Genomic DNA, 24,355 nt, shown 5'->3' with positions numbered 1-24,355 from the left:
AGCAGGTTATATAAAATGAAAAAGTTAGTATTACTTTTAGGAAGTATTGTTTTATTGACAGCTCTGGCTGCATGCGGAGGAGGGGCTGACGGTTCCACAGAAGAAGCAAATGGTGATAATAGAGTATTGCGGGCAGGATCAACCGCACAAAGCTATCCCAATGGATATGAAGAAGACGGGAAATTAGTTGGATATGATGTGGAAGTATTAGAAAAGGTTGCTGAAAATTTAGGCTATGAGGTCGAATGGGTAACGACGGATTTTTCGGGACTTATGGGTCAATTAGAAACAGGACGAATTGATACGGTTGCGAATTTTGTGGCTGTAACAGAGGAACGATCCGAAGCATATCATTTCTCGGTGCCATATGCCTATGCAGGTGCAACAATTGTGACACATGAGGACAATGATTTTACAGACTTGGAACAGTTTAAAGGAAGAACGGTTTCTGGTGTATTAGGTTCAAATAATATTAAAAATTTGGAAGAATTTGATCCGGAAATTGAAACAAGAACGTATGAAACACGTGATGGTGCGATGAATGATGCTATTAATAACCGTGTCGATGGATATGTGAACTCCAGATCCGCATTAATTGCGGAAATCGAATTAGGTGATTTGCCACTTAAATTTGTTGGAGATCCATTTGTATATGAAGATATTTCATTCCCATTTCAGCAAAATGAAGAAGGGGAAGCATTACGTGATGAATTTAACGAAGAAATAGAAAACCTGCGTGAAGACGGCACATTAAGAGAAATCTCAGAGAAGTACTTTGCCGGAGAAGATATAAGTGTGCAAGAATAACTTTCTTTGCCTGGCATAGAAACACTACCGCAGCAACGGTTTTGATGGGGCGAGTAACCGCAGTCCCAACGATCTTGATGGGGCGAGTAATCGCAGACCCCAACGATCTTGATGGGGCGAGTAATCGCAGTCCCCAACGATCTTGATGGGGCGAGTAATCGCAGTCCCCAACGATCTTGATGGGGCGAGTAATCGCAAGGCTTTTCGGTAAGTTTACTGGAAGGTAAATTTCCGAAACTTCGATTGTTCCCTTCGTTGAAGCTTGTTGCAGCGGCATCTTCTCGGCAATAATTTAGCTATTTTTAAGACCAAGTACTTTCTTGGCTGTTTGACTGGAGGATAACAGATGGATTTGAATATAGACTTTGGTTATTTAATAAGTTTAATTCCAGACTTATTACCGTTTATACCACTAACATTATTTTTAGCAATTGTTACTATGGTGATTGCAGTTGTTCTGGGAATGGGTATTGCCCTAGTATTGCGTTCCGGCTTACCTGTCCTTACACACTTAGCTTTTACCTATGTTTCTTTTTTCAGGGCAATTCCATCGCTGGTTCAGCTTTTTTTAATTTATTATGGATTGCCACAAATCTTTCCTGCTTTAAGTGGAATGACAGCAATTGCTGCTGCTATTCTTGGCTTAAGTTTGAAGCAGGCAGCATATTTAGCAGAGATATTTCGTGCTGCACTCGGCTCTGTTGATAAAGGTCAAATGGAAGCCTGCCTGTCTGTTGGAATGACAAGGGTCCAGGCTTTTCGCAGGGTTATTTTGCCCCAGGCGATCAGAAATGCAATTCCAGCTACAGGGAATCAGTTTATTGGATTGATTAAAGAAACATCTCTGGCATTTACATTAGGGGTTGTGGAGCTGTTCGCACAAGGGAGAATACTTGCCGCTTCCTCCCTGCGCTTTTTCGAGACGTATTTAGCACTGGCGCTCTTATATTGGGCGATGATTATTATTTATACATTTATTCAGCAGGCAATTGAAAAAAAGATCGAACGGCCATATCAGTCATAAGGGGTTACGAAAATGATTACGGTAAAAAACTTAAAGAAGCGATTTGGAGATAATGTCGTATTAGATGGGATTAATCTGGAAGTGAAAGAAGGAGAGGTTCTGGCTATTATAGGACCGTCCGGATCGGGAAAATCAACGTTGCTGCGCTGTTTGAATTTATTAGAGAAACCCGATGAAGGGGAGCTGATTATTGGTGATAAACAGCTGGATGTTCATAAGATGTCCTCAAAGAAGATCTATCAATTAAGACAACAAACAGCGATGGTTTTTCAGCATTATAATCTGTTTAAAAATAAGACTGCATTGGAAAATGTGACAGAAGCACTGATTATTGCGAAGAAAATAAAGAAGCCAGAAGCTGAGAAAATTGCAATGAAGATATTGAATCAAGTTGGTTTAGAAGATAAAGTGCATCAATATCCAGTAACATTGTCCGGGGGGCAGCAGCAGCGTGTAGGAATTGCACGTGCACTTGCCGTTAATCCGTATGCAATTCTATTTGATGAACCGACATCTGCGCTCGACCCGGAATGGGTTTCTGAAGTGCTTCAGGTTATTAAAAAAATTGCAGAGCAGAACTCAACGATGATTATTGTGACACATGAGATGCAATTTGCGGAGGAAGTAGCGGATCGCGTTATTTTTATGGCAGATGGAAATATTGTAGAGGAAAACACACCTAAAGAAATTTTCCATAATCCACAGTCACCAAGAACAAAACAATTTCTAAGAAGAGTAGGGTCAGGTGAAGAAGATGTTTAAAGTAACGGAAGAACTTGTGAATGATTTAATTGAAAAACGCAGATACTTACATCAGAATCCAGAGCTTGCGTTTGAAGAGTTTCATACAACATCTCATTTAAAACAATGGCTGGAGGATAATGAGATTACTATTCTTCCTTTTGATATACAGACAGGTGTAATTGCCGAAGTAAAAGGGGAGCACGATGGTCCGACGATTGCTATCCGCTCAGATATTGATGCTTTGCCGGTTAAAGAAGAGACAGATGTGCCTTTCAAATCCAAAGTGGATGGAAAAATGCATGCATGCGGACATGATTTCCATATGGTTTCTATTCTGGGTGCAGCGATTTTGTTGAATGAACAAAAGCATCAATTACAAGGGACCGTCCGTTTTATTTTTCAACCGGCAGAGGAAATCGCACAAGGCGCAAAATACTTCGTAGAACAAGGTGTCTTAGAAGGTGTTGATGCTATATTCGGCATGCATAATAAGCCTGATCTTCCAGTAGGAACAATTGGCGTAAAATCAGAAGGGCTAATGGCTAGTGTAGATAAGTTTGAAATTACGTTTAAAGGGGTTGGCGGACATGCAGGAATTCCGCATAATGCCATTGATCCAATTGTGATTGCATCGCAGTATGTAACGAATGTACAGTCGATTATTGCCAGAAGAATAGACCTTTTCCATAATGCGGTGATTAGCATTACGAGTATTAATGGAGGCAATACATGGAATGTGATACCGGATCAGGTAAAACTGCAAGGGACAGTCCGGACCTTTCAGCCGGAAGCACGTCAGGCAATCCCTGAATTTATGCAGCATTTAGCAGAAACAACTGCTCAAGGAAATGGCGGCGAAGTAGATTTCAAATGGGAAAGCTACCTGCCTGTAGTGAATAATGCTTCCCGATATGAACAAGTGGTGCGGGAAGCTGCGGCAGAAGCAGGCTATAAAGCTGTCGATGCTATACCAAGCTCTGGCGGAGAAGATTTTGCTTACTATCAAAATTATATTCCGGGATTCTTTGTTTGGGTGGGAGTAGATGGTCCAAAGGAATGGCATCATCCAGAGTTTGATTTGCAGGAGAATGCGATTGAAGTAGCGGCGGCCTTTTTTGCCACATTAGCTGTGAAGGTATTAAGAAATGAATAATATGACAAATGCCCTCGTTCAGAGGGTTTTTTCCGCTCCAAAATGGGAAGCTTTAAAAGCGGATACGAGAGAAAATTTACAAAAAGGCTTATTGGATTATCTCGTCTGCTGCTATACAACGGTTGCGTATGATACACATTTTCACCATGTCTGGAGTGCACGGTTATTTCCGGGTGTGACGGACGGGACTGCTCTGGTTATTGGCAGAAGTGAAAAAGTCCATCCCTATGATGCTTGTTTTTTGAATGGATATGCCGCGCATGCTTTAGATTTAGATGATGTTCATTCTGATATTCGAGGACATCCGTCTGCTGTTATTCTTAGCTTATTAATGGCATTATTGGAGCAAAAACAACATACTGCCCGTTTCTTTGAAGCCTACTTAATTGGTGTGGAAGTGATGACACGTGTTTCCAAAACGTTAGGGAAAGTACATTATGAAAAAGGATTTCATACAACAGCAACAGCAGGTCTGTATGGAGCTGTTGCAGCTGGAGCTTATTATATGACATTCCAGGAAGAGGAATATAATCAGGCGCTTGACTTATGTGTTTCGCAAATCAGCGGTTCCAGAAGTCATTTTGGAACACTTATCAAGCCATTACATGCAGGATTGACAGCGCAAAAAGCTTGGCAGATTTTGCATTTTGTAAAAAATAATGTGGTTGGTAATGCCAATACGCTGGCAGATGATAATGGGCTGTTATCGATGTTTGGAAATGAAGATAGCAGCTTAGAAGGTCTGCTGGATGGCTGGGGCTTGGAATGGGCTGTCGATAAACCGGGATTTTGGTTTAAGCTGTATCCTTGCTGCTCGGCGAATGCACATTCCATTGATGCAGTAAAAGAATTGATAGAAAATGATATGATTGATGCAAAACAGATTGCAGCTATTCAACTATATTTTCCAGAAAACGGAGATGCCGCGCTTATTTACAAAGATCCAATAAATGGAGAGCAGGGGCGCTTCAGTGCAGAATATTGTGTTGCCTTGCTGTTAACTGGCAGGGAGCTCTCCATGGATGCTTTTTTATTGGAAGAGATTCCTGAGGAGATAAAAGAGCTAATGGAAAAAACAACAAGGGTCTATGATGAGAATATTGAATTTGCATCCGTAAGTTATCCCGCAAACAGATATAGTATTGTAGAAATGACAATGCTTAATGGGGATAAAAAGCGAGCCCGCTGTGATATTCCGCACGGCTCGCCAGGTAATCCGTTAAATTGGGAAGACTTGCTGGAAAAAGCAAAAAATCTCTTGCATCAAGACGCTATTCCGCTGATAGAAATCTTTCAGCAAGGCAAAGCTGTTACATTAGAGAAGCTGATCAATCTGCTGGAAGCAGAAGCATAGGAAGTATAAACAGGAAAAGAACAGCTGTCAAAACATTTTTAGAGACCTTGACAGCTGTTCTTTTTTACGTGCTTAGAATAATAAGTCGAACCAACGCTCAAGAATTCCTGTATCCTCAAGGTCATCATCCCGATGGTCTATTTCATCGCTATGACAGTATCCGAGCGGCTCTGTGCCTTTTTCATAAAACATAATTCTGCTTTTTTCGCAGCTGGTATCTGCCCGTAATCCGCTGACAGGATCAATTGGCAGCCCGACAACCCCGGAAGGCATCGGAAAAACATTTTTTCCATCCTCATCAATTTTCTCCATATAATTTGCCCATATCTCCTTTGAAAAAGCTGTCTCGGCTACATTTGTCATTTCCCGATGGTCATCATATCCCACCCAGATACCGGTAGAGATAGCGGGTCTATACCCGATCATCCAGCTGTCAAAGTCTGTTGTACCGGATTTGCCGGCATAAATATCAGACAGTTGATTTTGCAGGCTTGCTCCAGTGACGCTGGTATAACTGTTTAAAGTTTCATCAAACATCCCGGTAAGCAGCTGTGTTAGAATAAAAGCTTTTTTTTCATCCAGAACCTGCTCCTCTTCTTGCGGGTGATGCGAGTATAGCGTTTTCCCATCAGCATCGGTAATTTTTTCAATAAGATACGGAGTGACCGATTTTCCGCTATTGGCAAGACGGGCATAGGCGCTTGTCAGTTCAATGACAGAAACAGAAGAAGTACCGAGTGCCAGCGAAGGGACGTTTTTTAAATCACTTTTAATCCCAAACTTTTCTGCTGTTTCAATGAATCGGTCTCCACCAACATAAAGCGCTGTTTTTACAGCATAAATATTATCTGATAAAGCAATTGCCTCTGCGAGAGTTATTGGCGCATCTGCATAATATCCATTAAAGTTACTTGGCTGGTATGTAGAACCATCTGCAAGCTCAAAGGTGGTTGCTTCACTGGTTAAAGTAGTACTGGCTGTATAACCGTTTTCCAGGGCAGCATAGTATAAGATCGGTTTAAAGGTCGAGCCGGGCATCCGTTTGGCATGGATAGCCCGGTTGTAGCTGCTTGTTTGATAATCGGTTCCACCTATCATTGCTGCTATTTCACCAGTTTGCGGCACAATGGAAATGCCGGCAGTCTCTAAGTCACTCGCTTCATTGATAACTTGGGCAGCTGCAGCCTCCATTTCCTGCTGATAATCCTTGTTTAATGTAGTATGCAGCTGGTAACCGCCGAGCTTGACCTCTTCTACATCCTTATTTAAAATCTGTGCAGCTTCCTTTAATGCCTGATCCTTAAAAAAGGATGCTTCCTCTTCAGTTGGAGCTTGCTGTTCGTAGGTTAACACTTCATTCAGCGCATCGGTATATTCTGTTTCGGTAATCATTTCTTTTTCGAGCATTCTTGTCAGAATAAGCTGTTGTCTATCGGTTGCATTTTCTAAATGATTCAGCGGTGAATAATAGGTTGGCCCCTTAGGAATTCCCGCCAGCATACTCGCTTCAGCCAAGGTCAATTGATGAGCTGATTTTCCAAAAAAATAATTGCTCGCTGCTTCAATACCGTGCGCTCCATGTCCATAATAAATGGTGTTCATATACCCTTCCAGGATTTCTTCCTTGGAATAAAACATTTCTAAACGAATCGCGTAGAAAGCTTCCTGAAGCTTACGCGACCAGGTTTTTTCCGGAGACAGGTAGAGATTTCGGGCATATTGTTGTGTAATAGTACTGGCTCCTTCTTTCAAAGATCCGGAAACAAAATTATTCCACAATGATTTGGCGATACGAAAGAAATCAAGCCCGCTATGATCAAAGAAACGATTGTCTTCAATAACCATAGTTGCCTGAATAGCAGAAGGATCTATATTTTCTAAAGGGACCCATTCATAAGAATCCCCAAACGTATCTTCAATTATTTCTCCTTCCCGATCATAGAAGACGGCAGGGGATTGATTACTGAGACTTGGAGGTCCCATGAGATAAGCCAGTAAATAGATAGCTAATATTCCGGTTATCATCAGCAAAATTATACTGCCAATCAGTTTATGCGTTAAACGCAGCTCTTTAAATGGTTTCATTCTTTATCGTCTCCAAAAAATAAATATGTCGATTCTAAGAGTGGTGCTACTGGAGTGGTTTGTATATCCTTTATATTTATTATGGAAAAAGAACAGTGTTTATAAACGTATAAAGTTTTCTGCTGTTAAGAGTATTGCTTATCATGGGGTTTTATAGATATAATAAATACACTGTAAATATAAATTTGTAAACAAGATTAAAGGAGTGCCTATGCAACAAAATTCCGAGCAGGTCCATATTACATTGAAAACAGTGATTGATGATTTAGATTCAGGCGAGCAGGAGACGCAGGAACAATCCTTTACGGGAGAATGGATGAAGAAAGGCAGCATCGATGTACTCAAATACGAGGAAGTGATGGAAGAAGCCGGAAAGATTCAAAATATCATTATGATTCGTCCAGAGCGTGTTTCCATTAAGCGGACAGGTGCCATCCAAATGAATCAGCAATTTCAATCAGGGCAAAAAACAGAAAACATTTATCAGCATATGCATGGTAATATTCATATGGAAACATATTCTGAATCTATTACCTTTACAGAGGATATAATGCCGCGTGTGCTTGAGATCAATTATACAATGAAGCTGAATGAACAAATGGAACGCAAGCATCAGCTGAAGCTTCAATTTTCAACAAAATAAGCAAGGATTCTCCCACCTTCAAGGAGTGCAAAGCAAGTAAGTGGGGGAGGAATTGCCAAAAGTAAAGCCAAGGCAGGAGGGGCGGAACGTTAGTGGTATCCCCTTCTGGCATGAGAGCAATCCACCTATATTGTCGTGTTCCTTAAACTACCTATGGGGATTGAAACAAGGAGGAAGTAAGAAATGAATGTATTAGCACAAACAGAAGAAACGTTAAAGGAGCAAATTCATACAGCGGTCATTGCTGCTGAACTTGCAACAGAGGATACCATTCCCGATATTATTTTGGAAAAACCGAAAGATAAAGCACATGGCGATTTTGCGACAAATATTGCCATGCAGCTGGCCCGGATTGCCAAAAAAGCCCCGCGTCAAATTGCAGAGGCTATTGCAGCAAAATTAGATAAGCAGAAAGCATCTGTTGAAAAAGTAGATATCGCTGGACCCGGGTTTATTAACTTTTATATGAGGCAGGATTTCTTAGGGGAAGTCATAGAAACGGTACTTGAGGCAGGTGATGCTTATGGAACTTCACAAGACGGTAACGGGGAAAAGGTTCAAGTCGAATTTGTTTCTGTCAATCCAACTGGCGATCTTCACTTAGGTCACGCACGAAATGCTGCATTTGGCGATGTATTATGTAATCTCTTTGCAGCTGCCGGCTATGAAGTGGAGAGAGAATACTATATTAATGATGCAGGCAACCAGATTAACAATCTCGGCTTATCCGTTGAGGCACGTTATTTACAAGAATTAGGGCAGTCTGTAAGCATGCCGGAAGACGGTTATCATGGGCAGGCAATCATTGATATTGCGAAGACACTTGTGAAAGAGGAAGGAGATACCTGGGGAGAAAAATCACATGAAGAACGTCTTGATTATTTTAAAGAATACGGCTTAAAGGCTTCTTTACGTAATATTGAACATGACTTAAAGGATTTTCGAGTCGAATTTGACAGCTGGTTCTCCGAGCGTTCTCTGTTTAAAGACAATCAGATTGATGATGCTTTAAAGGTGCTGGAGGACGGCGGCTATACGTATGAAAAAGACGGAGCTTTATGGTTTAAGACAACCGCATTTGGAGATGATAAGGACCGTGTACTTATCAAACAGGACGGAGCGTATACGTATCTGACACCAGATATTGCTTACCATAAAAATAAATTAGACCGCGGCTTTGACCAGATTATTAATGTATGGGGCGCAGATCACCATGGATATATTCCAAGAATGCGTGCGGCTCTTCAGGCTTTAGGCTATCCAGTTGATAAATTCTCCGTGAAAATAATTCAAATGGTCAATCTGTTTGAAGGCGGCGAAAAGGTGAAAATGAGTAAGCGTACCGGTAAAGCTGTCTCGTTAAGAGAGCTGATGGATGAGGTAGGGATTGATGCGGTGCGGTATTATTTCGTAGCACGTTCCAATGATTCGCAGTTAGACTTTGATATGGACCTTGCCAAATCACAATCCAATGATAACCCGGTTTACTATGTACAGTATGCACACGCGCGTATTTGCACGATGCTCGAACAGGCGAAGAATAAAGGGTTTGCAACAGATGAAGCTTTTGATGCATCTTTATTAAAAGCTGAAAAAGAGCTGGATCTCCTTAAAAAAGTAGGCGAGCTGCCTCAAGTGATTGCGGAAGCGGCAGATAAACAAATGCCGCATAAAGTAACCCAGTATGTATTTGACCTTGCATCGACCCTGCACAGCTTCTACAATGCAGAAAAGGTATTGGATGGAGATGATCTGCAGCGTACCGGCGCACGTATTGCTTTAATGAAAGCAGTGCGTCAAACATTGGCGAATGGCTTAGGTATTTTAGGTGTGGCTGCGCCAGAAAGAATGTAAGATAGGAAATGATATAAAATCCTGCAGAGAGACGGTTTGATCGCTTTGCGGGATTTTTTAATATATAATACTTTCGATCTGCAATGGTTTATTCTAATTGTTTCATTTTTGTTAGAATACAATGATGTGCTGCTTTATAAAGTAAAATGGTATAATACATGTTTTTTGTAGCTAAATTGAATGAAAGATTTAAAGCTGCTCTTACACTTTTGGGATACGCACTATCAGGTTGATTGCAAATATAGAGTACGATTTTTTATTGAGTATGAACATTTGAACAAGTAAAAGCAATGTTGATACACCCCTGAAAATTATTATTTCTCCCAAATTGGTTGACTGAATGCTCATTCATGTTTTAAAGTAGAAGCATAGTTATTTTTAAAATAAATATGAAAACGCTAACAACATATATTATAATAATTAAAGAGGGGGAAGTCGTTTTGGATACATTTCTGATTATTAATTGGATCTTATTTTTAGCTGTGACCGGCTACGCACTGTTTCTATTTGCCAAAGTCATCGCAACAAGGGTGGCCTATATCAAACTGGGGAAAAAATCAGAGTTTGACGGCGAGATAAAGCTGCGAATCCAGCGCATTATAAAGAATGTATTTGGGCAATCAAAGCTGTTAAAGGATAAAAAGTCCGGTACTATTCACGTCATGATGTTTTATGGCTTTATTCTGGTGCAATTTGGAGCAATTGATATGTTTATCAAAGGGCTCTCGCCGGGGAATCACTTGCCATTTGGTATATTCTACCCTGGATTTGTTTTTTTTCAGGAGCTCGTTACATTAATGATTTTAGTAGCTGTTGTATGGGCATTTTATCGCCGTTATATGGAGAAGCTTGTCCGTTTGAAAAGAGGTCTGAAAGCTGGTCTTGTTCTTATTTTTATCGGAACGTTAATGATTTCAGTGCTGTTTGGAAATGGAATGGCTCTTGTCTGGCATGGACATGAATTAACATGGACAGAGCCGGTTGCCAGTGTTTTTGCCGGATTATTTGGCGGCATTTCAGCAAGTGCAGCAATGGTATTATTCTACATTGCGTGGTGGGTACATACCTTAACATTGCTTACTTTCTTAGTGTATGTGCCACAGTCCAAACACGCACATTTAATTGCTGCACCAATCAATGTTTTCTTAACGAAAAAAGTGCCTGGTAAATTAGAAAAGATAGATTTTGAATTAGAAGATATGGACGAAGAAAGTGAAGAAGAAATCGCTTTTGGTGTCGGCAAGGTAGAGGATTTTAAACAGCATCAGATGGTTGATTTCTATGCCTGTGTAGAATGCGGTCGCTGTACGGATGTATGTCCGGCAGCCGGAACCGGAAAAATGCTTTCGCCAATGGATATTATGGTGAAGGTCCGGGACCATCTGACTGAAAAAGGGGCAGCGGTTACCGGCAGGTCTGCGTGGGTTCCTTCTTATGCATTTTCTGGAACTGCCGGCAATCAAGCTTCTGCAAATAAGGAAGCAGCTGCTTCTATTCAAAGTATGAGCTTGATTGGTGATGTGATTACAGAGGAAGAATTATCTGGATGTACAACCTGCCGGAATTGTGAGGATGCCTGCCCGGTAAATAATGAGCATGTCGGTACCATTATTGATATGCGTCGTTATCTGGTCATGACAGAGGGAAAGATGGATTCTGAAATTCAGCGTGCTGTCATGAATATTGAACGTCAGGGGAATCCGTGGGGATTATCAAAGAAGGACCGGATCAAATGGCGTGATGAGGATGAATCTGTTTATATCCCGACAGTGAAAGAGCTGAAGAAGGAGGATAAATCCTTTGAGTATTTATTCTGGGTCAGCTCGATGGGCTCCTTTGACAGCCGCAGCCAAAAAATTGCGCTCAGTTTTGCGAAGTTAATGAATCAGGCTGGCATCAGTTTTGCAATTTTAGGAAATACCGAAGCGAACTCCGGTGATACGGCAAGACGGATTGGAAATGAATTTTTATTCCAGGAAATCGCCGAGAAAAATATCAAGCAATTTACCAAGAATGACGTCACAAAAATTGTCACGATTGATCCGCACGCGTACAATATATTTAAGAATGAATATCCTGACTTTGGGTTCGAGGCAGAGGTATATCACCATACGCAGCTGCTCTATGATCTTGTTATGTCAGGGAAGCTGAAGCCGCAGAAGGCGATTAATGAAAGGTTAACCTATCATGATTCCTGTTATCTGGGAAGGTATAACGGTGTGTATGATCCACCGAGGGAAATTTTGAAGGCTATCCCGGGTCTGGAGCTGGTGGAAATGGATCGCAGCCGCGAGAATGGAATGTGCTGTGGTGCAGGCGGCGGCTTAATGTGGACAGAAGAAACTACCGGAAACCGGATTAATGTTGCGCGTACAGAACAGGCATTACAGGTGCAGCCATCAATGATCTCCAGTGCATGCCCATATTGCTTAACGATGCTGAGTGACGGAACAAAAGCAAAAGAAGTAGAAGAAGATATTAGTACAATGGATGTTGCTGAAATCTTGGCATTATCTGTTCTAGAACAAAATGAGGAAAAAACAGCATAAGCGTATAGAGAGGTAAACTCCCTCTCTATATTTTCTACTGTTCATTGAACGAGCGTTCGTTCAAATTATAAAGGGAGGCTATTATAATGAGGAAGTCTGTTATTGTTTCAGGGGCACGGACCCCATTCGGGAAATTTGGAGGGTCATTAACTCCTTTGACAGCAGTAAATTTGGGAGCAAAAGCGATTAAAGCCGCATTAGAGCGGGCAAACCTTGCCGGTACAGATGTAGATGAAGTAATTATGGGAACTGTTCTGCAAGGCGGTCAAGGACAAATCCCATCAAGGCAGGCAGCAGTAGAAGCTGGTATTCCCTGGGAGGTAAAAACAGAAACCATTAACAAGGTCTGTGCCTCTGGAATGCGCAGTGTTACGCTGGCAGATCAATTAATCCGGCTAGGGGAAGAGGATATTATTGTTGCCGGCGGTATGGAAAGCATGAGCAATGCGCCTTATATCCTTCCTGATGCGAGATGGGGAAATCGTATGGGCGATAAATCAGTTCAGGATTTAATGATTCATGATGGCCTCACCTGTACATTTACAGGCAATCACATGGGGAACTACGGTAATAACACAGCGTATTCCTTTAAAATAACTCGTGAGCGTCAAGATGAATGGGCAGCAAGAAGTCAGAAATTGGCGGTTGATGCAATCGAATCAGGAAGGTTTGCAGATGAGATCGTACCAGTAGAAGTTCAAGTTCGTAAAGGAGATCCAATAGTGGTTAGCCAGGATGAAGCGCCAAGAAAAGGAACATCTGTTGAAAAACTGGCTGCATTACGACCTGCGTTTGATAAGGATGGCACCATTACAGCAGGAAATGCTCCCGGCGTCAATGATGGAGCGAGTGCTGTTGTCGTGATGTCAGATGAAAAAGCGAAGGAACTAAATAAAACACCACTGGCAACGATTTTAGGTCATGCGGAGGTAGCAGTGGAAGCAAAAGATTTCCCGCAAACACCAGGCTTGGTGATTAATCGTCTGCTGGAAAAAACAGGTGTATCGAAGGAAGAAATCGACCTTTATGAAATCAATGAAGCCTTTGCTGTTGTGGCACTGGCAAGCGGACAAATTGCAGACATTGATGAGGAAAAAATAAATGTTAATGGCGGAGCAGTTGCGCTTGGCCATCCAATTGGTGCGAGCGGTAACCGTATTATTCTGACATTAATCCATGAATTAAAACGCCGCGGCGGCGGAAAGGGTATTGCAGCAATTTGCAGCGGTGGAGGTCAAGGAGACGCTATTTTAATTGAAGTACCGGCAAACTAAACGTATGTGTGAAAACAACTTCTCAGGAGGAGCGTGTGATCATGACTGTAAAAGAAGTAATGGTTATCGGGGCAGGACAAATGGGTGCAGGAATTGCGCTCGTTTTTGCCCGTTCCGGCTATCAGGTGAAAATGTACGATGCAGATATAGAGGCGTTGAAACGAGGAAAGCAGTATATTGAAAAGATATTCGAAAGGGATGTTGCTAAAGGTAAAATGGAAGCGGATACAAAAAAAGAGTCGCTAAACCGTCTTCAGCTTGTTGTTGATTTGGAAGCCGATCCAATTACAGCCGATTTTATTATTGAAGCAGTAGTGGAAAGGCTGGAGGTAAAAAAGGAAGTATTCCAAAGGCTGGATGAACTCGCACCGGAGCATACCGTTTTTGCAACCAATACATCCTCACTGCCGATTACGGAAATTGCAGCTGTTACTGGCAGGGCCGGGCAATTTATCGGCATGCATTTTATGAATCCTGTTCCTGTCATGAAGCTGGTGGAGATTATTCGGGGGCTGGAAACAAGTGAAGCGACGTATCAAACAGTAAAAGAACTGACAGAGGCTTTAGGAAAGCAAGATGTTGAAGTGAAAGATTTTCCGGGCTTTGTTTCCAATCGTATTTTGATGCCAATGATTAACGAAGCAGTTTATACCGTCTTTGAAGGGATTGCCAGTATAGAAGATGTGGATCAGGTGATGAAGCTGGGGATGAATCATCCGATGGGCCCGTTGCAGCTTGCCGATTTTATTGGGCTGGATACCTGCTTATCGATTATGGAAATTCTTCATGAAGGTTTTGGAGACAGTAAGTACCGCCCATGCCCGCTTCTGAGGCAATATGTGCAGGCAGGAAGACTGGGCAAGAAGACTGGCAGAGGCTTTTACACATATAGTGAATAAAAAGAAGGCGTATTGAAAGGGGTTAGTACGTTGATTGTTACACAAACGGAAGAACAAAAAATGTTAGTCAAAATGGTTCAAGATTTTGCCCGTGATGAGATTGCAGCAGAAGTCGGGCGAATGGAGGAAGAAGATCGTTTTCCGAAAGAAATTATCAAGAAAATGGGTGAGCTTGGCTTAATGGGTATCCCGATACCGGAAGAATACGGGGGAGCCGGGATGGATTTCAGCTCCTATATCCGGGTTATTCACGAACTGTCAAAGGTCAGTGCAACCATCGGCGTTATTTTATCTGTCCACACTTCGGTCGGCACAAATCCGATTCTATATTTTGGAACAGAGGAGCAGAAAAAGAAATTTATCCCCAAGCTTGCTTCTGGAGAATATTTAGGCGCCTTTGCTTTAACGGAAGCAAATTCAGGGTCGGATGCGAGCGGGTTAAAAACAACTGCCAAACTGGTGGATGATATGTATGTACTGAATGGATCAAAGGTATTTATTACGAACGGGGAGTATGCTGATACCTTTATTACATTTGCCAGAACAAGCGAGGACAAAGACGGAATAAGTGCTTTTATTGTCGAAAAAGACAGTCCCGGTCTGGTGATTGGAAAGAATGAAAAGAAAATGGGATTAAAGGGTTCGAGCACAGTGGAATTAACCTTTGAGCAATGCCGTATTCCTAAGGAGAATCTGCTTGGTCAGGAAGGGCAGGGCTTTAAAATTGCGATGGCTAACTTAAATATCGGAAGAATTGGTATTGCAGCTCAGGGGCTTGGTATTGCAGAGGCGGCGTTAGATTATTCCGTTGCCTATGCGAAGGAAAGGGAGCAATTTGGCAAGCCGATTGCGGCGAATCAGGGAATTTCTTTTAAGCTGGCTGAAATGGCAACGAATGTGGAGGCTGCAAAGCTATTAACCTATCAGGCTGCCAAACGGATCGAAATGAAGCAATCCTGTATAAAGGAAACATCGATGGCTAAGCTGACAGCGACGAAAACAGCGATGCAAAATGCGATTGAGGCTGTCCAGATTTATGGTGGTTATGGCTATACAAAGGAATATCCTGTAGAAAGGCTGTTTCGTGATGCGAAAGTAACAGAAATCTATGAAGGAACGAATGAAATCCAGCATATTGTGATATCCAAAGAGCTTTTGAAGGAGAGATAAGAATGGATTTTAAATTAACGGAAGAACAGGAAATGCTGCGGAAAATGGTCAGAGATTTTGCCGAAAATGAGGTAGAACCGACAGCGGCAGAAAGAGATGAAGAAGAGCGGTTTGACAGAGCAATTTTTGATCAGATGGCAGAGCTGGGGTTAACGGGTATCCCTTGGCCGGAGGAATATGGCGGAATCGGCTCTGATTATGTAAGCTATGTAATTGCGGTTGAGGAATTATCGCGTGTCTGTGCTTCTACGGGAGTGACACTTTCAGCACATCTATCTTTGGCGAGCTGGCCAATTTATAAATATGGAAATGAAGCGCAAAAACAAACCTTTTTACGACGTCTTGCAACCGGAGAAGCATTGGGAGCTTATGCCTTATCCGAGCCGGGGGCGGGAAGTGATGTTGTTTCCATGAAAACAACCGCTAAAAAAGCTGGCTCCGATTATATATTGAATGGAAGTAAGGTGTGGATTACCAATGGCGGTGTGGCAGATATTTATATCGTATTTGCGAAAACAGATACGGACCAAAAACATAAAGGTATTACCGCTTTTATCGTTGAAAAAGGAACAGAAGGCTTCACATTCGGTAAAAAAGAAAAGAAGCTTGGCATTCGTTCATCTCCAACCACTGAGTTAATTTTTGAGAATTGCCGAATCCCGGCAGAAAATGTACTGGGTGAAGAAGGAGAAGGCTTTAAAATTGCCATGACTACTTTAGATGGCGGCAGAAATGGCATTGCTGCACAAGCATTAGGAATAGCGCAAGGCGCACTGGATGCTGCTGCAGCGTATGCAAAGGAAAGAGAACAATTTGGCAAACCGATTGCAGCAAATCAGGGCATCTCCTTCAAACTGGCAGATATGGCAACAGATATTGAAGCAGCCCGTCTGTTAACTTATCAGGCTGCATGGCTGGAATCAGCAGGAAAGCCATACGGAAAAGCGTCTGCTATGTCGAAATTATTCGCTGGTGATGCAGCGATGCGCATTACAGTTGAAGCGGTTCAAATTTTTGGCGGCTATGGATATACAAAGGATTATCCAGTGGAACGCTACATGCGTGATGCCAAAATTACACAAATCTATGAGGGAACCAATGAAATTCAGCGGCTGGTTATCGGCAGAATGGTAACGAAATAAAGAGAGTATTAAAATGCGCACAATCTTTTTTGGAAAAGGAGGCTGACAAATGAGTGAAGACCAGATCCGTTCATCCGTGAAAGATCAAGAGTTAGTGATGCGGCGCAGGAAGCAAATTATTGAAGGAGCCATGCGGCTTTTTAAGGAGAAAGGCTTTCATCGTACAACGACAAGAGAAATTGCGAAAGAATCTGGGTTCAGTATTGGAACGTTATACGAATATATCAGAACCAAAGAAGATGTGCTTTTTCTTGTGTGCGAATTCGTGCATGATCAAGTGCGCGACCAGCTTACAGCAACCATTTCTGTAGAAAATTCGACAGAGGAAAGCCTGCGTCAGGCCATTCGGCAATATCTTTATTTTATGGACACCATACAGCCGGAAATTTTAATGCTGTATCAAGAAACAAAATCATTAAATAAAGAAAAACGCAAATTTGTCCTGGACCAGGAGCAGAAGGTCGTCGGAATGATGGAGGAGCTGTTGACAGTCTGCTTAAAAGAAAGGCTGAGCGCAAAGGAAATATATTTTTTGGCAAATAATATTGTTGTCAGCGGACATATGTGGTGCTTCCGCCGCTGGCTCATCCAAAAAGAATTTACCATTGATGAATACGTAGAATTACAAATGAAACAAGTTGATGTTTGGCTGTGAATATATGAATAATCAGAGGTTTTGTAAATTCAAAAATTTATCGGAATTGGGGGATTAAGCATGACAGAAGAACGTTATTCGCCAAAGCATCCCATCCGTTTTGTGACAGCATCCAGTCTGTTTGACGGGCATGATGCTTCAATAAATATTATGCGGCGTATTTTGCAAGCTAGCGGTGCAGAGGTTGTTCACCTTGGACATAATCGTTCTGTAGAAGAAGTTGTTTATGCAGCCATTCAGGAGGATGCGCAAGGAATTGCCATTTCATCTTATCAGGGCGGGCATGTGGAATATTTTAAATATATGATTGACCTGCTAAAAAGACTGGATGCCGCACATATTCAAGTGTTAGGCGGAGGAGGAGGAACCATTCTTCCTCGGGAAATTAAAGAACTTCATGATTACGGTGTAGCCTGGCTGTTTTCTCCGGAGGATGGGAGAAAATATGGTTTGCAAGGGATGATTGACCGTATGCTGGAAAAATGCGATTTTCTTCCGCCCATCGATCTGGAAAAAGATTTGGAGCGATTAAGAGAAGGAAACAGGTTAGCGGTCGGCAAATTTATCACCTTGATGGAAAATGGAGAAGAAGAAACAAAGAAATACGTGTTAGAAAAAATTTCTGCGCATCAAAAAAAGAAAATTCCCGTTCTTGGCATTACAGGAACAGGTGGAGCAGGGAAAAGCTCGTTGACTGATGAACTGATCCGCAGGTTTTTAAATGAAATTCCAGAGCGGAAGGTAGCTATTTTATCTATTGACCCATCAAAGCGAAAAACGGGCGGTGCTTTACTTGGTGATCGTATCCGCATGAATGCTATTTTTTCGGATCGGGTTTATATGCGTTCTCTGGCTACCAGAAATTCAGGTACAGAGCTTTCTGAATCGATTCAAGATGCGATCGAGGTAGTTCGTGCATCAGGTTATGACCTGATTATTGTGGAGACAAGCGGAATTGGGCAGGGGGATGCAGCGGTTACAGATATTACGGATTTATCCATGTATGTCATGACAGCGGAATATGGTGCACCAACGCAATTAGAAAAAATTGATATGATTGATTTTGCTGATTTTATCGTCATAAATAAATTTGAGCAAAAAGGTTCAGAGGATGCACTGAATCAAGTCAGGAAACAATATGAGCGCAGCCATATGTTATTCCATGAGGATAAAACCAAATTCCCTGTGTTCGGAACGATAGCGAGTCAATTTAATGATGCAGGAACGAATGCTTTATTTGCTTCGTTCATTGATCGGATAAATGAAGATTACCACTGGGAAGAAGAGACGTCATTTGAACGTCATGTCGTTTCCGAAAAGCAAAATCAAATTATTACCAATGAACGCAGGCATTATCTGCGGGAGATCGCTTCCTATGTTCGTAATTATGATAAGCGTGCGGAAAAACAGCGGTTCATTGCTTCAAAGCTCTATCGGTTAAAAGGAGCCAGAGAGGATGTTGGTGAAGAAGCGGCAGCTGCACTGGATCAGGCGGTTAGATTAGCTGAACAGCAATTAGATGGCGATGCCAGACAGCTGCTGGATAATTGGGAGACATTAAAGATGAGCTATCTGGGGGATACATTTACATTTAAAGTGAGAGATAAAGAGATTACGATCGACTTAACGACAGAATCTCTAGCCGGCTTAAAAATTCCGAAAGTGGCTTTGCCGAAATATCAGGATTGGGGAGACCGTCTTTATTGGTTAATGCGGGAAAATGTCCCCGGCTCTTTTCCTTATACAGCAGGTGTGTTTCCGTTTAAAAGAAAAGGGGAGGATCCGACAAGACAATTTGCCGGTGAAGGAACGCCGGAGCGGACGAATCGCCGCTTTCATTATCTATCTAAAGGGGAAGCAGCGAAACGGCTTTCAACGGCATTTGACTCAGTCACTTTATACGGGGAAGACCCTGCTGAACGACCGGATATTTACGGGAAGGTTGGCAACAGCGGTGTAAATATTTGTACATTAGATGATATGAAAAAGCTTTACAGCGGCTTTGATTTAACAGATCCGTTAACCTCTGTTTCGATGACAATTAATGGTCCGGCGCCAATTATTTTAGCGATGTATTTTAATACGGCCATCGACCAGCAGGTAGATAAGTTCACGGAAGAAAATGGACGCCCGCCGACAGGGGAGGAATTCACTCAGATTCAGGCAGATACGGTTTCTGTCATCAGGGGTACCGTGCAGGCGGATATTTTAAAAGAGGATCAGGGGCAGAATACATGCATTTTTTCGACCGAATTTGCCCTGCGTATGATGGGAGATATTCAAGCATATTTTATCGATCATAAAGTACGCAATTATTATTCTGTCTCCATATCCGGCTACCATATTGCAGAAGCAGGGGCGAATCCGATTACCCAGCTTGCGTTTACATTAGCAAACGGATTTACCTATGTAGAATATTATTTAAGCCGGGGCATGGATATTGATAAATTTGCACCGAACCTGTCCTTTTTCTTCTCAAACGGCTTAGATCCGGAGTATACCGTCATTGGCAGAGTAGCCAGAAGGATTTGGGCAATTACCATGAAGGAAAAGTACGGTGCAAATGAACGCAGTCAAAAGCTGAAATATCATGTGCAAACATCCGGCAGGTCCCTGCACGCACAGGAGATTGATTTTAATGATATCCGTACAACATTGCAGGCGTTATTAGCTATTCAGGATAATACTAATTCCTTGCATACCAATGCTTATGATGAGGCGATTACGACACCGACAGAAGAATCTGTCCGCCGGGCAATGGCGATTCAAATGATTATTAATAAAGAATTTGGACTGACGAAAAATGAAAATTCCTTACAGGGAGCCTTCATTGTGGAAGAATTAACAGACCTTGTGCAGGAAGCGGTTTTACAGGAATTTGAACAGATGAATGACCGCGGCGGAGTGCTGGGAGCAATGGAACGTCAATACCAGCGCGGAAAAATTCAGGAGGAGTCCCTTTATTATGAAGGAAAGAAACATTCCGGGGAACTTCCTATTGTCGGCGTGAATACGTATTTAAACCCGAATCCGCCATCAGAGGAAGACATTGATTCGATGGAGCTTGCCCGGGCGACAGAAGAAGAAAAAATGCATCAAATCACAGAACTGCGCCGGTTTCAAGCAGAAAATAAAGATCATGTTGAGGAAGCCCTGCAGCGGTTAAAACAAACAGCTGTAACAGGAGGAAACATCTTTTCAGAATTACTGCACACTGTTCGCCACGCAAGCCTTGGAGAAATCACAAAAGCGCTCTACGAAGTCGGAGGACAATACCGGCGGAATATGTAAATAATTTAAAAATATATCAAGCTATGAAAACCATGCTCACGTTCTTGTTTATCATAATAAAGATGATTAAGTTAGGATTGTATACAGTAGTAACTAGCGTCGGTTTTCGATAGAGACGAGGAACTGTAGCAATGTTGTCAGGTTAGTGTAAATTAAATATAGATGGTAATGAAACTATCTAACGGAGGAAAAACACGGAGACTCCTACGGGAAAGCGCAAAAGCTCTTCGGTGGGGCGAGTAATCGCAGTCCCAGTGGGAAGACCCCGCAGAGAAAAAGCGGTTTTCTTTTTATCGAGGAGGCTGAGCGCAAGCCCGTGGAAAGCGTAGTGTTTTTCCGGAGTGATCGCTATTCAGCTTATTTAAGAAGACAGAACGGTAAACTTTTAGTGGATAATTGCATTCAAATATGTTTATAATGTAAAATAGATTTATTGTGACGAAATAGCAGGTATAATAATCATTTATAGCATAGATAGGTATGATTATATTTTTAAAAGGAGTGCATGAACGTGAGCGTGAAAGAACTGACACAAGAACAAATTGATGATCTATCCATGATTGAATTAGGTTCTATTATTTTAAAGGAAGAAAATAAAGCCATCTCTTTTCAGGATTTGTTTTCTAAAATAGCAGATTTAAAGAACTTCTCTGAAAAACAGAAAGAAGATTTAATTGCGCAATTCTACACAGATATGAATGTTGATGGACGCTACTTAACATTAGGCTCCGGCATGTGGGGATTAAAGAGCTGGTATCCGGTAGAGCAAGCCGAGGAAGAAATCACAGAGGAACCAAAAAAACGTAAGAAAAAGAAGAAAAAAGCAGTATTGGATGAATCAGAAGAAATTGATGATGATTTAGATATAACAGATGAAGACATCGATGATATGCTGGATGATTTCGATGATGTAGAGGATGCCGACTTAGAAGAAATTGAAGATGAAGTCGATGACGTTATCGGAAAAGATGATATGGACGAATTAGACTACGATGATGAGGACGATCGTTAATCATCTGCAAAAAATGTATTCAAAAAAAAGCTGGACCTGGTTGGATAGTAATTCAACCTGCTCCAGCTTTTTTGCACTTTAAGAAATAAGGTAGTATGGCCAGGACGATCCTGCACTTTTCAGGTATGGCTTGCCGGAGCATGACCGTATAATGAAAATATCATCCAAAAGGTGACTTCTACCGTAAAACATTGTAAAATAGTCTTAAAGAGAATGTTCAACACGTAAGGACCATTACATAAAAATAAAAATAGGTGATTTTTAAAAATCGTAAAGGGAAGTTGGTGCAATTCCAACGCGGTCCCGCCACTGTAATTGCGAGCGAGCAGAGCTAGCCACTGTACAAAGCTGTATGGGAAGGATCTGTGAGTGATGACCAAAAGCCAGGATACCTGCCTATTTTTAGCTCAAAGCCAATCTACGAGGATAGTAAGGTGAAGCATTTTTCTGAATCTTTCTGACATCTTCATGTGCGCCGTGGAGATGTTTTTTTAATAGTTTTACAGTGGGCAGAAGAAATCAGGTAAAAACAATCGACGTCTGTTCGTTGTACAAAGCTGTTTGATTCAGCTGGATGAAGTTTCTGTGAAAACAGATTCACTCACCTTCTTTTCTGATGTTTTCCAGGCGGAATGGCTGGGCATGTAAAAAAACAAAATCAAGGGGGAAGTTAAAGTGAAAAAGTTTTTACACGTACTGCTGGTGACATTATTAGCAGGTATCTTAATTGGGTGCAGTAATAATGACAATACCGATGATGCAGCACCAGACGAAGATTCATCAAATGAAGAAGCAGCTTCTGAAGAAACAAATGGAGATGATTCTGTTTATCCGTTAACAATTACAGATGCAATCGACAATGAGGTAACACTGGAGGAAGAGCCCGAGCGTATTGTCTCGTTAATGCCGAGTAACACGGAAATTGCATTTGCTTTAGGACAGGGAGATAAGGTTGTTGGCGTGTCTGAAAATGATACGTATCCAGATGAAGTTTTGGATATTGATACAGTCGGCGGCATGGAATTTAATGTGGAAGTAATTATTAGCCTGGACCCGGATGTGGTTTTAGCCCATGCATCTCAGGTCGCTTCATCACAGGAAGCATTAGAACAGCTGGAGGATGCTGACATTGATGTATTTACCGTGGCCGATGCAACAGATGTTGATACAACATATGAAACAATTGAAAATATTGGACAAGTTGTTGGTGCGGAAGAAGAGGCAGAACAATTAGTTACAGATATGCAAGCTGACTTTGCTGAATTGGAGGAAATAACTTCGGAAGTAGCGGAGGACGAGCGTCAATCCGTTTTCTTTGAAATCTCGCCGTCACCAGATATCTTTACAGTAGGACAGAATACATTCCTTGATGAGTTACTGCAAATTATAAATGCAGATAATGCAGCCGGTGATCAGGAGGGGTGGGTTGAGATAGACCCGGAAGCAATTATCGAGCTGAATCCAGAGGTTATTATTTCGACATATGGCTCTTATGTAGAGGATCCAATTGGTGAAGTGAGTTCCAGAGCTGGTTTTGATGCGGTAGATGCTGTAGCAAATGAGCGGATTTATGATGTTGATTCGGATACAGTCTCCCGCCCGGGCCCGCGTCTTGTTGATGGTGCCAGAGAAATTGCAGAAGCAGTTTATCCGGAGCTTTTTGATGAAGAGTAATCTGGTGAAATATACGCTATCCTTAGCGTTTTTAGTCAGTACCATGCTGATAGCTGTTTCAGTTGGCAGTGTAGCTGTCCCGATACCTGAAATCATTAAAATAATTGGATCAGAATTATTCCGTCTGCCTGTTGCTGCGGATGTTGATTCGATGTATATCAGTATTGTATATGATATTCGCTTGCCACGGGTTATTCTGGCAGGACTTGTGGGGGCCTCTCTTGCGATTGCAGGAGCGGCCTTCCAAGGTTTATTGCGAAATCCTTTAGCTGATCCATATATTCTTGGTGTGTCCTCCGGTGCATCCGTCGGAGCAGTATCTACGCTGTTTTTTAATATATCTATTCCTTTTCTTAGGATGTATACGTTGCCAATTTTAAGTATTATAGCAGCACTGGCAACTATTATGATCGTTCTCTTTTTCGCAAAAAAAGTTGACAAAACGATGCGTGTCGAATCGATTATTCTTACCGGGATTATTTTCAGTTCCTTTTTAGGGTCTATTATTTCTTTAATTATTGCTTTAACAGGGGAAGAACTGCAGCAAATTATGAGCTGGCTTTTAGGAAGTGTATCGATGCGCGGCTGGAGATATGTCGGGATCATTTTACCGTTTTTAATTATCGGCTGTTTCCTTTTGCTGATGAATTCACGGGAATTGAATGCCATGTCTTTTGGAGAAGAGCGGGCGCAGTATTTAGGAGTAAACGTAGAAAAAAGAAAAATGCTTATCCTGGCATCTGGCTCTATTTTAACAGGTGCAGCAGTGGCTGTTTCCGGCACAATTGGCTTTGTCGGCCTCGTTATCCCGCATTTAGCCAGAAAGCTTTGGGGACCGGATCATATGCATCTTTTACCGCTGTCTATGATTACAGGAGCCGGATTTCTGATCTTAACGGATTTATTATCCCGGACGATTATCTCGCCGCAGGTTTTGCCTGTAGGCGTCATTACAGCATTAGTCGGAGCCCCTGTGTTTGCCGTGATTTTAATTAAACAGAAAAGAAAGGCGGCGAGATAAAAAA

18 protein-coding genes and 1 riboswitch are annotated in these 24,355 nt (G+C 41.9%); of the genes, 17 read left to right on the top strand and 1 reads right to left on the bottom strand.

Annotated elements, in window-relative coordinates; translation table 11 throughout:
- Nucleotides 1–15 precede the first annotated feature (15 nt).
- From FLK20_RS12480 to FLK20_RS12460, 5 genes are all read left to right on the top strand, one after another.
- The gene (locus FLK20_RS12480) at nucleotides 16–807 is read left to right on the top strand and encodes a transporter substrate-binding domain-containing protein (RefSeq protein WP_152656907.1); all 792 of its coding nucleotides are present in this window, start codon (nucleotides 16–18) and stop codon (nucleotides 805–807) included.
- 346 nt (nucleotides 808–1,153) lie between these two features.
- Complete coding sequence (locus FLK20_RS12475) at nucleotides 1,154–1,831, top strand: amino acid ABC transporter permease (RefSeq protein ID WP_370453192.1); 678 nt, start codon at nucleotides 1,154–1,156, stop codon at nucleotides 1,829–1,831.
- A gap of 12 nt (nucleotides 1,832–1,843) precedes the next feature.
- Complete coding sequence (locus FLK20_RS12470; RefSeq protein WP_152656906.1) at nucleotides 1,844–2,593, top strand: amino acid ABC transporter ATP-binding protein; 750 nt, start codon at nucleotides 1,844–1,846, stop codon at nucleotides 2,591–2,593.
- Nucleotides 2,586–3,728, top strand: coding sequence for an amidohydrolase (locus tag FLK20_RS12465; RefSeq protein WP_152657049.1), 1,143 nt, complete (start codon nucleotides 2,586–2,588; stop codon nucleotides 3,726–3,728). Before FLK20_RS12470 ends, FLK20_RS12465 begins: the two co-directional genes overlap by 8 nt.
- Complete coding sequence (locus tag FLK20_RS12460) at nucleotides 3,721–5,082, top strand: MmgE/PrpD family protein (protein WP_152656905.1); 1,362 nt, start codon at nucleotides 3,721–3,723, stop codon at nucleotides 5,080–5,082. The genes FLK20_RS12465 and FLK20_RS12460 overlap by 8 nt, the downstream gene beginning before the upstream one ends.
- Nucleotides 5,083–5,154: 72 nt before the next feature.
- On the opposite strand, the gene FLK20_RS12455 is transcribed toward FLK20_RS12460, so the two are convergent.
- A complete protein-coding gene (locus tag FLK20_RS12455) occupies nucleotides 5,155–7,167 on the bottom strand; it encodes a transglycosylase domain-containing protein (protein WP_152656904.1) in 2,013 nt (670 codons plus the stop codon).
- Between the two features lie 211 nt (nucleotides 7,168–7,378).
- Here FLK20_RS12455 and FLK20_RS12450 point away from each other — a divergent pair, with 211 nt between their 5' ends.
- The 12 genes from FLK20_RS12450 to FLK20_RS12395 all read left to right on the top strand — a co-directional run bounded on the left by FLK20_RS12450 (nucleotide 7,379) and on the right by FLK20_RS12395 (nucleotide 24,351).
- Nucleotides 7,379–7,810 carry a YwiB family protein gene (locus FLK20_RS12450; protein ID WP_152656903.1) on the top strand — a complete coding sequence of 144 codons (432 nt, stop codon included), beginning with the start codon at nucleotides 7,379–7,381 and terminating at the stop codon, nucleotides 7,808–7,810.
- Nucleotides 7,811–7,993: 183 nt separating this feature from the next.
- Nucleotides 7,994–9,664: an arginine--tRNA ligase gene (gene argS, locus FLK20_RS12445; RefSeq protein ID WP_152656902.1), complete on the top strand. Its 1,671-nt coding sequence runs from the start codon at nucleotides 7,994–7,996 to the stop codon at nucleotides 9,662–9,664.
- A gap of 440 nt (nucleotides 9,665–10,104) precedes the next feature.
- Nucleotides 10,105–12,213, top strand: a complete 2,109-nt coding sequence (locus tag FLK20_RS12440; RefSeq protein ID WP_152656901.1) for a heterodisulfide reductase-related iron-sulfur binding cluster — start codon at nucleotides 10,105–10,107, stop codon at nucleotides 12,211–12,213.
- An 86-nt stretch (nucleotides 12,214–12,299) separates the two neighbouring features.
- Entirely contained in the window at nucleotides 12,300–13,487 is a 1,188-nt protein-coding gene (locus FLK20_RS12435; protein ID WP_152656900.1) for an acetyl-CoA C-acetyltransferase, read from the top strand.
- 41 nt (nucleotides 13,488–13,528) lie between these two features.
- Nucleotides 13,529–14,386 (top strand): 3-hydroxybutyryl-CoA dehydrogenase, encoded by an 858-nt coding sequence (locus FLK20_RS12430; protein WP_152656899.1) that lies wholly within the window; start codon nucleotides 13,529–13,531, stop codon nucleotides 14,384–14,386.
- Nucleotides 14,387–14,416: 30 nt separating this feature from the next.
- Nucleotides 14,417–15,556 carry an acyl-CoA dehydrogenase gene (locus FLK20_RS12425; RefSeq protein ID WP_255473828.1) on the top strand — a complete coding sequence of 380 codons (1,140 nt, stop codon included), beginning with the start codon at nucleotides 14,417–14,419 and terminating at the stop codon, nucleotides 15,554–15,556.
- 2 nt (nucleotides 15,557–15,558) lie between these two features.
- Nucleotides 15,559–16,698 carry an acyl-CoA dehydrogenase gene (locus tag FLK20_RS12420; RefSeq protein WP_152656898.1) on the top strand — a complete coding sequence of 380 codons (1,140 nt, stop codon included), beginning with the start codon at nucleotides 15,559–15,561 and terminating at the stop codon, nucleotides 16,696–16,698.
- 49 nt (nucleotides 16,699–16,747) lie between these two features.
- Complete coding sequence (locus FLK20_RS12415) at nucleotides 16,748–17,353, top strand: TetR/AcrR family transcriptional regulator (protein ID WP_152656897.1); 606 nt, start codon at nucleotides 16,748–16,750, stop codon at nucleotides 17,351–17,353.
- 60 nt (nucleotides 17,354–17,413) lie between these two features.
- Complete coding sequence (gene icmF / locus FLK20_RS12410) at nucleotides 17,414–20,644, top strand: fused isobutyryl-CoA mutase/GTPase IcmF (RefSeq protein ID WP_152656896.1); 3,231 nt, start codon at nucleotides 17,414–17,416, stop codon at nucleotides 20,642–20,644.
- 511 nt (nucleotides 20,645–21,155) lie between these two features.
- Nucleotides 21,156–21,656: a DNA-directed RNA polymerase subunit delta gene (gene rpoE, locus FLK20_RS12405; protein WP_152656895.1), complete on the top strand. Its 501-nt coding sequence runs from the start codon at nucleotides 21,156–21,158 to the stop codon at nucleotides 21,654–21,656.
- A 235-nt stretch (nucleotides 21,657–21,891) separates the two neighbouring features.
- Nucleotides 21,892–22,070: riboswitch (cobalamin riboswitch) on the top strand.
- 261 nt (nucleotides 22,071–22,331) lie between these two features.
- Nucleotides 22,332–23,330, top strand: a complete 999-nt coding sequence (locus FLK20_RS12400) for an ABC transporter substrate-binding protein (RefSeq protein ID WP_152656894.1) — start codon at nucleotides 22,332–22,334, stop codon at nucleotides 23,328–23,330.
- Nucleotides 23,290–24,351 carry a FecCD family ABC transporter permease gene (locus FLK20_RS12395; RefSeq protein WP_152656893.1) on the top strand — a complete coding sequence of 354 codons (1,062 nt, stop codon included), beginning with the start codon at nucleotides 23,290–23,292 and terminating at the stop codon, nucleotides 24,349–24,351. Before FLK20_RS12400 ends, FLK20_RS12395 begins: the two co-directional genes overlap by 41 nt.
- Nucleotides 24,352–24,355 lie beyond the last annotated feature (4 nt).

This window comes from Oceanobacillus sp. CFH 90083 (genome assembly GCF_009389585.1).
Lineage (GTDB): Bacteria > Bacillota > Bacilli > Bacillales > Amphibacillaceae > Oceanobacillus.
Note: the sequence above shows the minus strand (reverse complement) of the source record. Positions and strands in the feature narration are given on the sequence as shown.

Coding starts and splice junctions, on each gene's coding strand:
- FLK20_RS12480 (WP_152656907.1), top strand. CDS start 16: ATGAAAAAGTTAGTATTACTTTTAGGAAGTATTGTTTTATTGACAGCT.
- FLK20_RS12475 (WP_370453192.1), top strand. CDS start 1,154: ATGGATTTGAATATAGACTTTGGTTATTTAATAAGTTTAATTCCAGAC.
- FLK20_RS12470 (WP_152656906.1), top strand. CDS start 1,844: ATGATTACGGTAAAAAACTTAAAGAAGCGATTTGGAGATAATGTCGTA.
- FLK20_RS12465 (WP_152657049.1), top strand. CDS start 2,586: ATGTTTAAAGTAACGGAAGAACTTGTGAATGATTTAATTGAAAAACGC.
- FLK20_RS12460 (WP_152656905.1), top strand. CDS start 3,721: ATGAATAATATGACAAATGCCCTCGTTCAGAGGGTTTTTTCCGCTCCA.
- FLK20_RS12455 (WP_152656904.1), bottom strand. CDS start 7,167: ATGAAACCATTTAAAGAGCTGCGTTTAACGCATAAACTGATTGGCAGT.
- FLK20_RS12450 (WP_152656903.1), top strand. CDS start 7,379: ATGCAACAAAATTCCGAGCAGGTCCATATTACATTGAAAACAGTGATT.
- argS (WP_152656902.1), top strand. CDS start 7,994: ATGAATGTATTAGCACAAACAGAAGAAACGTTAAAGGAGCAAATTCAT.
- FLK20_RS12435 (WP_152656900.1), top strand. CDS start 12,300: ATGAGGAAGTCTGTTATTGTTTCAGGGGCACGGACCCCATTCGGGAAA.
- FLK20_RS12430 (WP_152656899.1), top strand. CDS start 13,529: ATGACTGTAAAAGAAGTAATGGTTATCGGGGCAGGACAAATGGGTGCA.
- FLK20_RS12420 (WP_152656898.1), top strand. CDS start 15,559: ATGGATTTTAAATTAACGGAAGAACAGGAAATGCTGCGGAAAATGGTC.
- FLK20_RS12415 (WP_152656897.1), top strand. CDS start 16,748: ATGAGTGAAGACCAGATCCGTTCATCCGTGAAAGATCAAGAGTTAGTG.
- icmF (WP_152656896.1), top strand. CDS start 17,414: ATGACAGAAGAACGTTATTCGCCAAAGCATCCCATCCGTTTTGTGACA.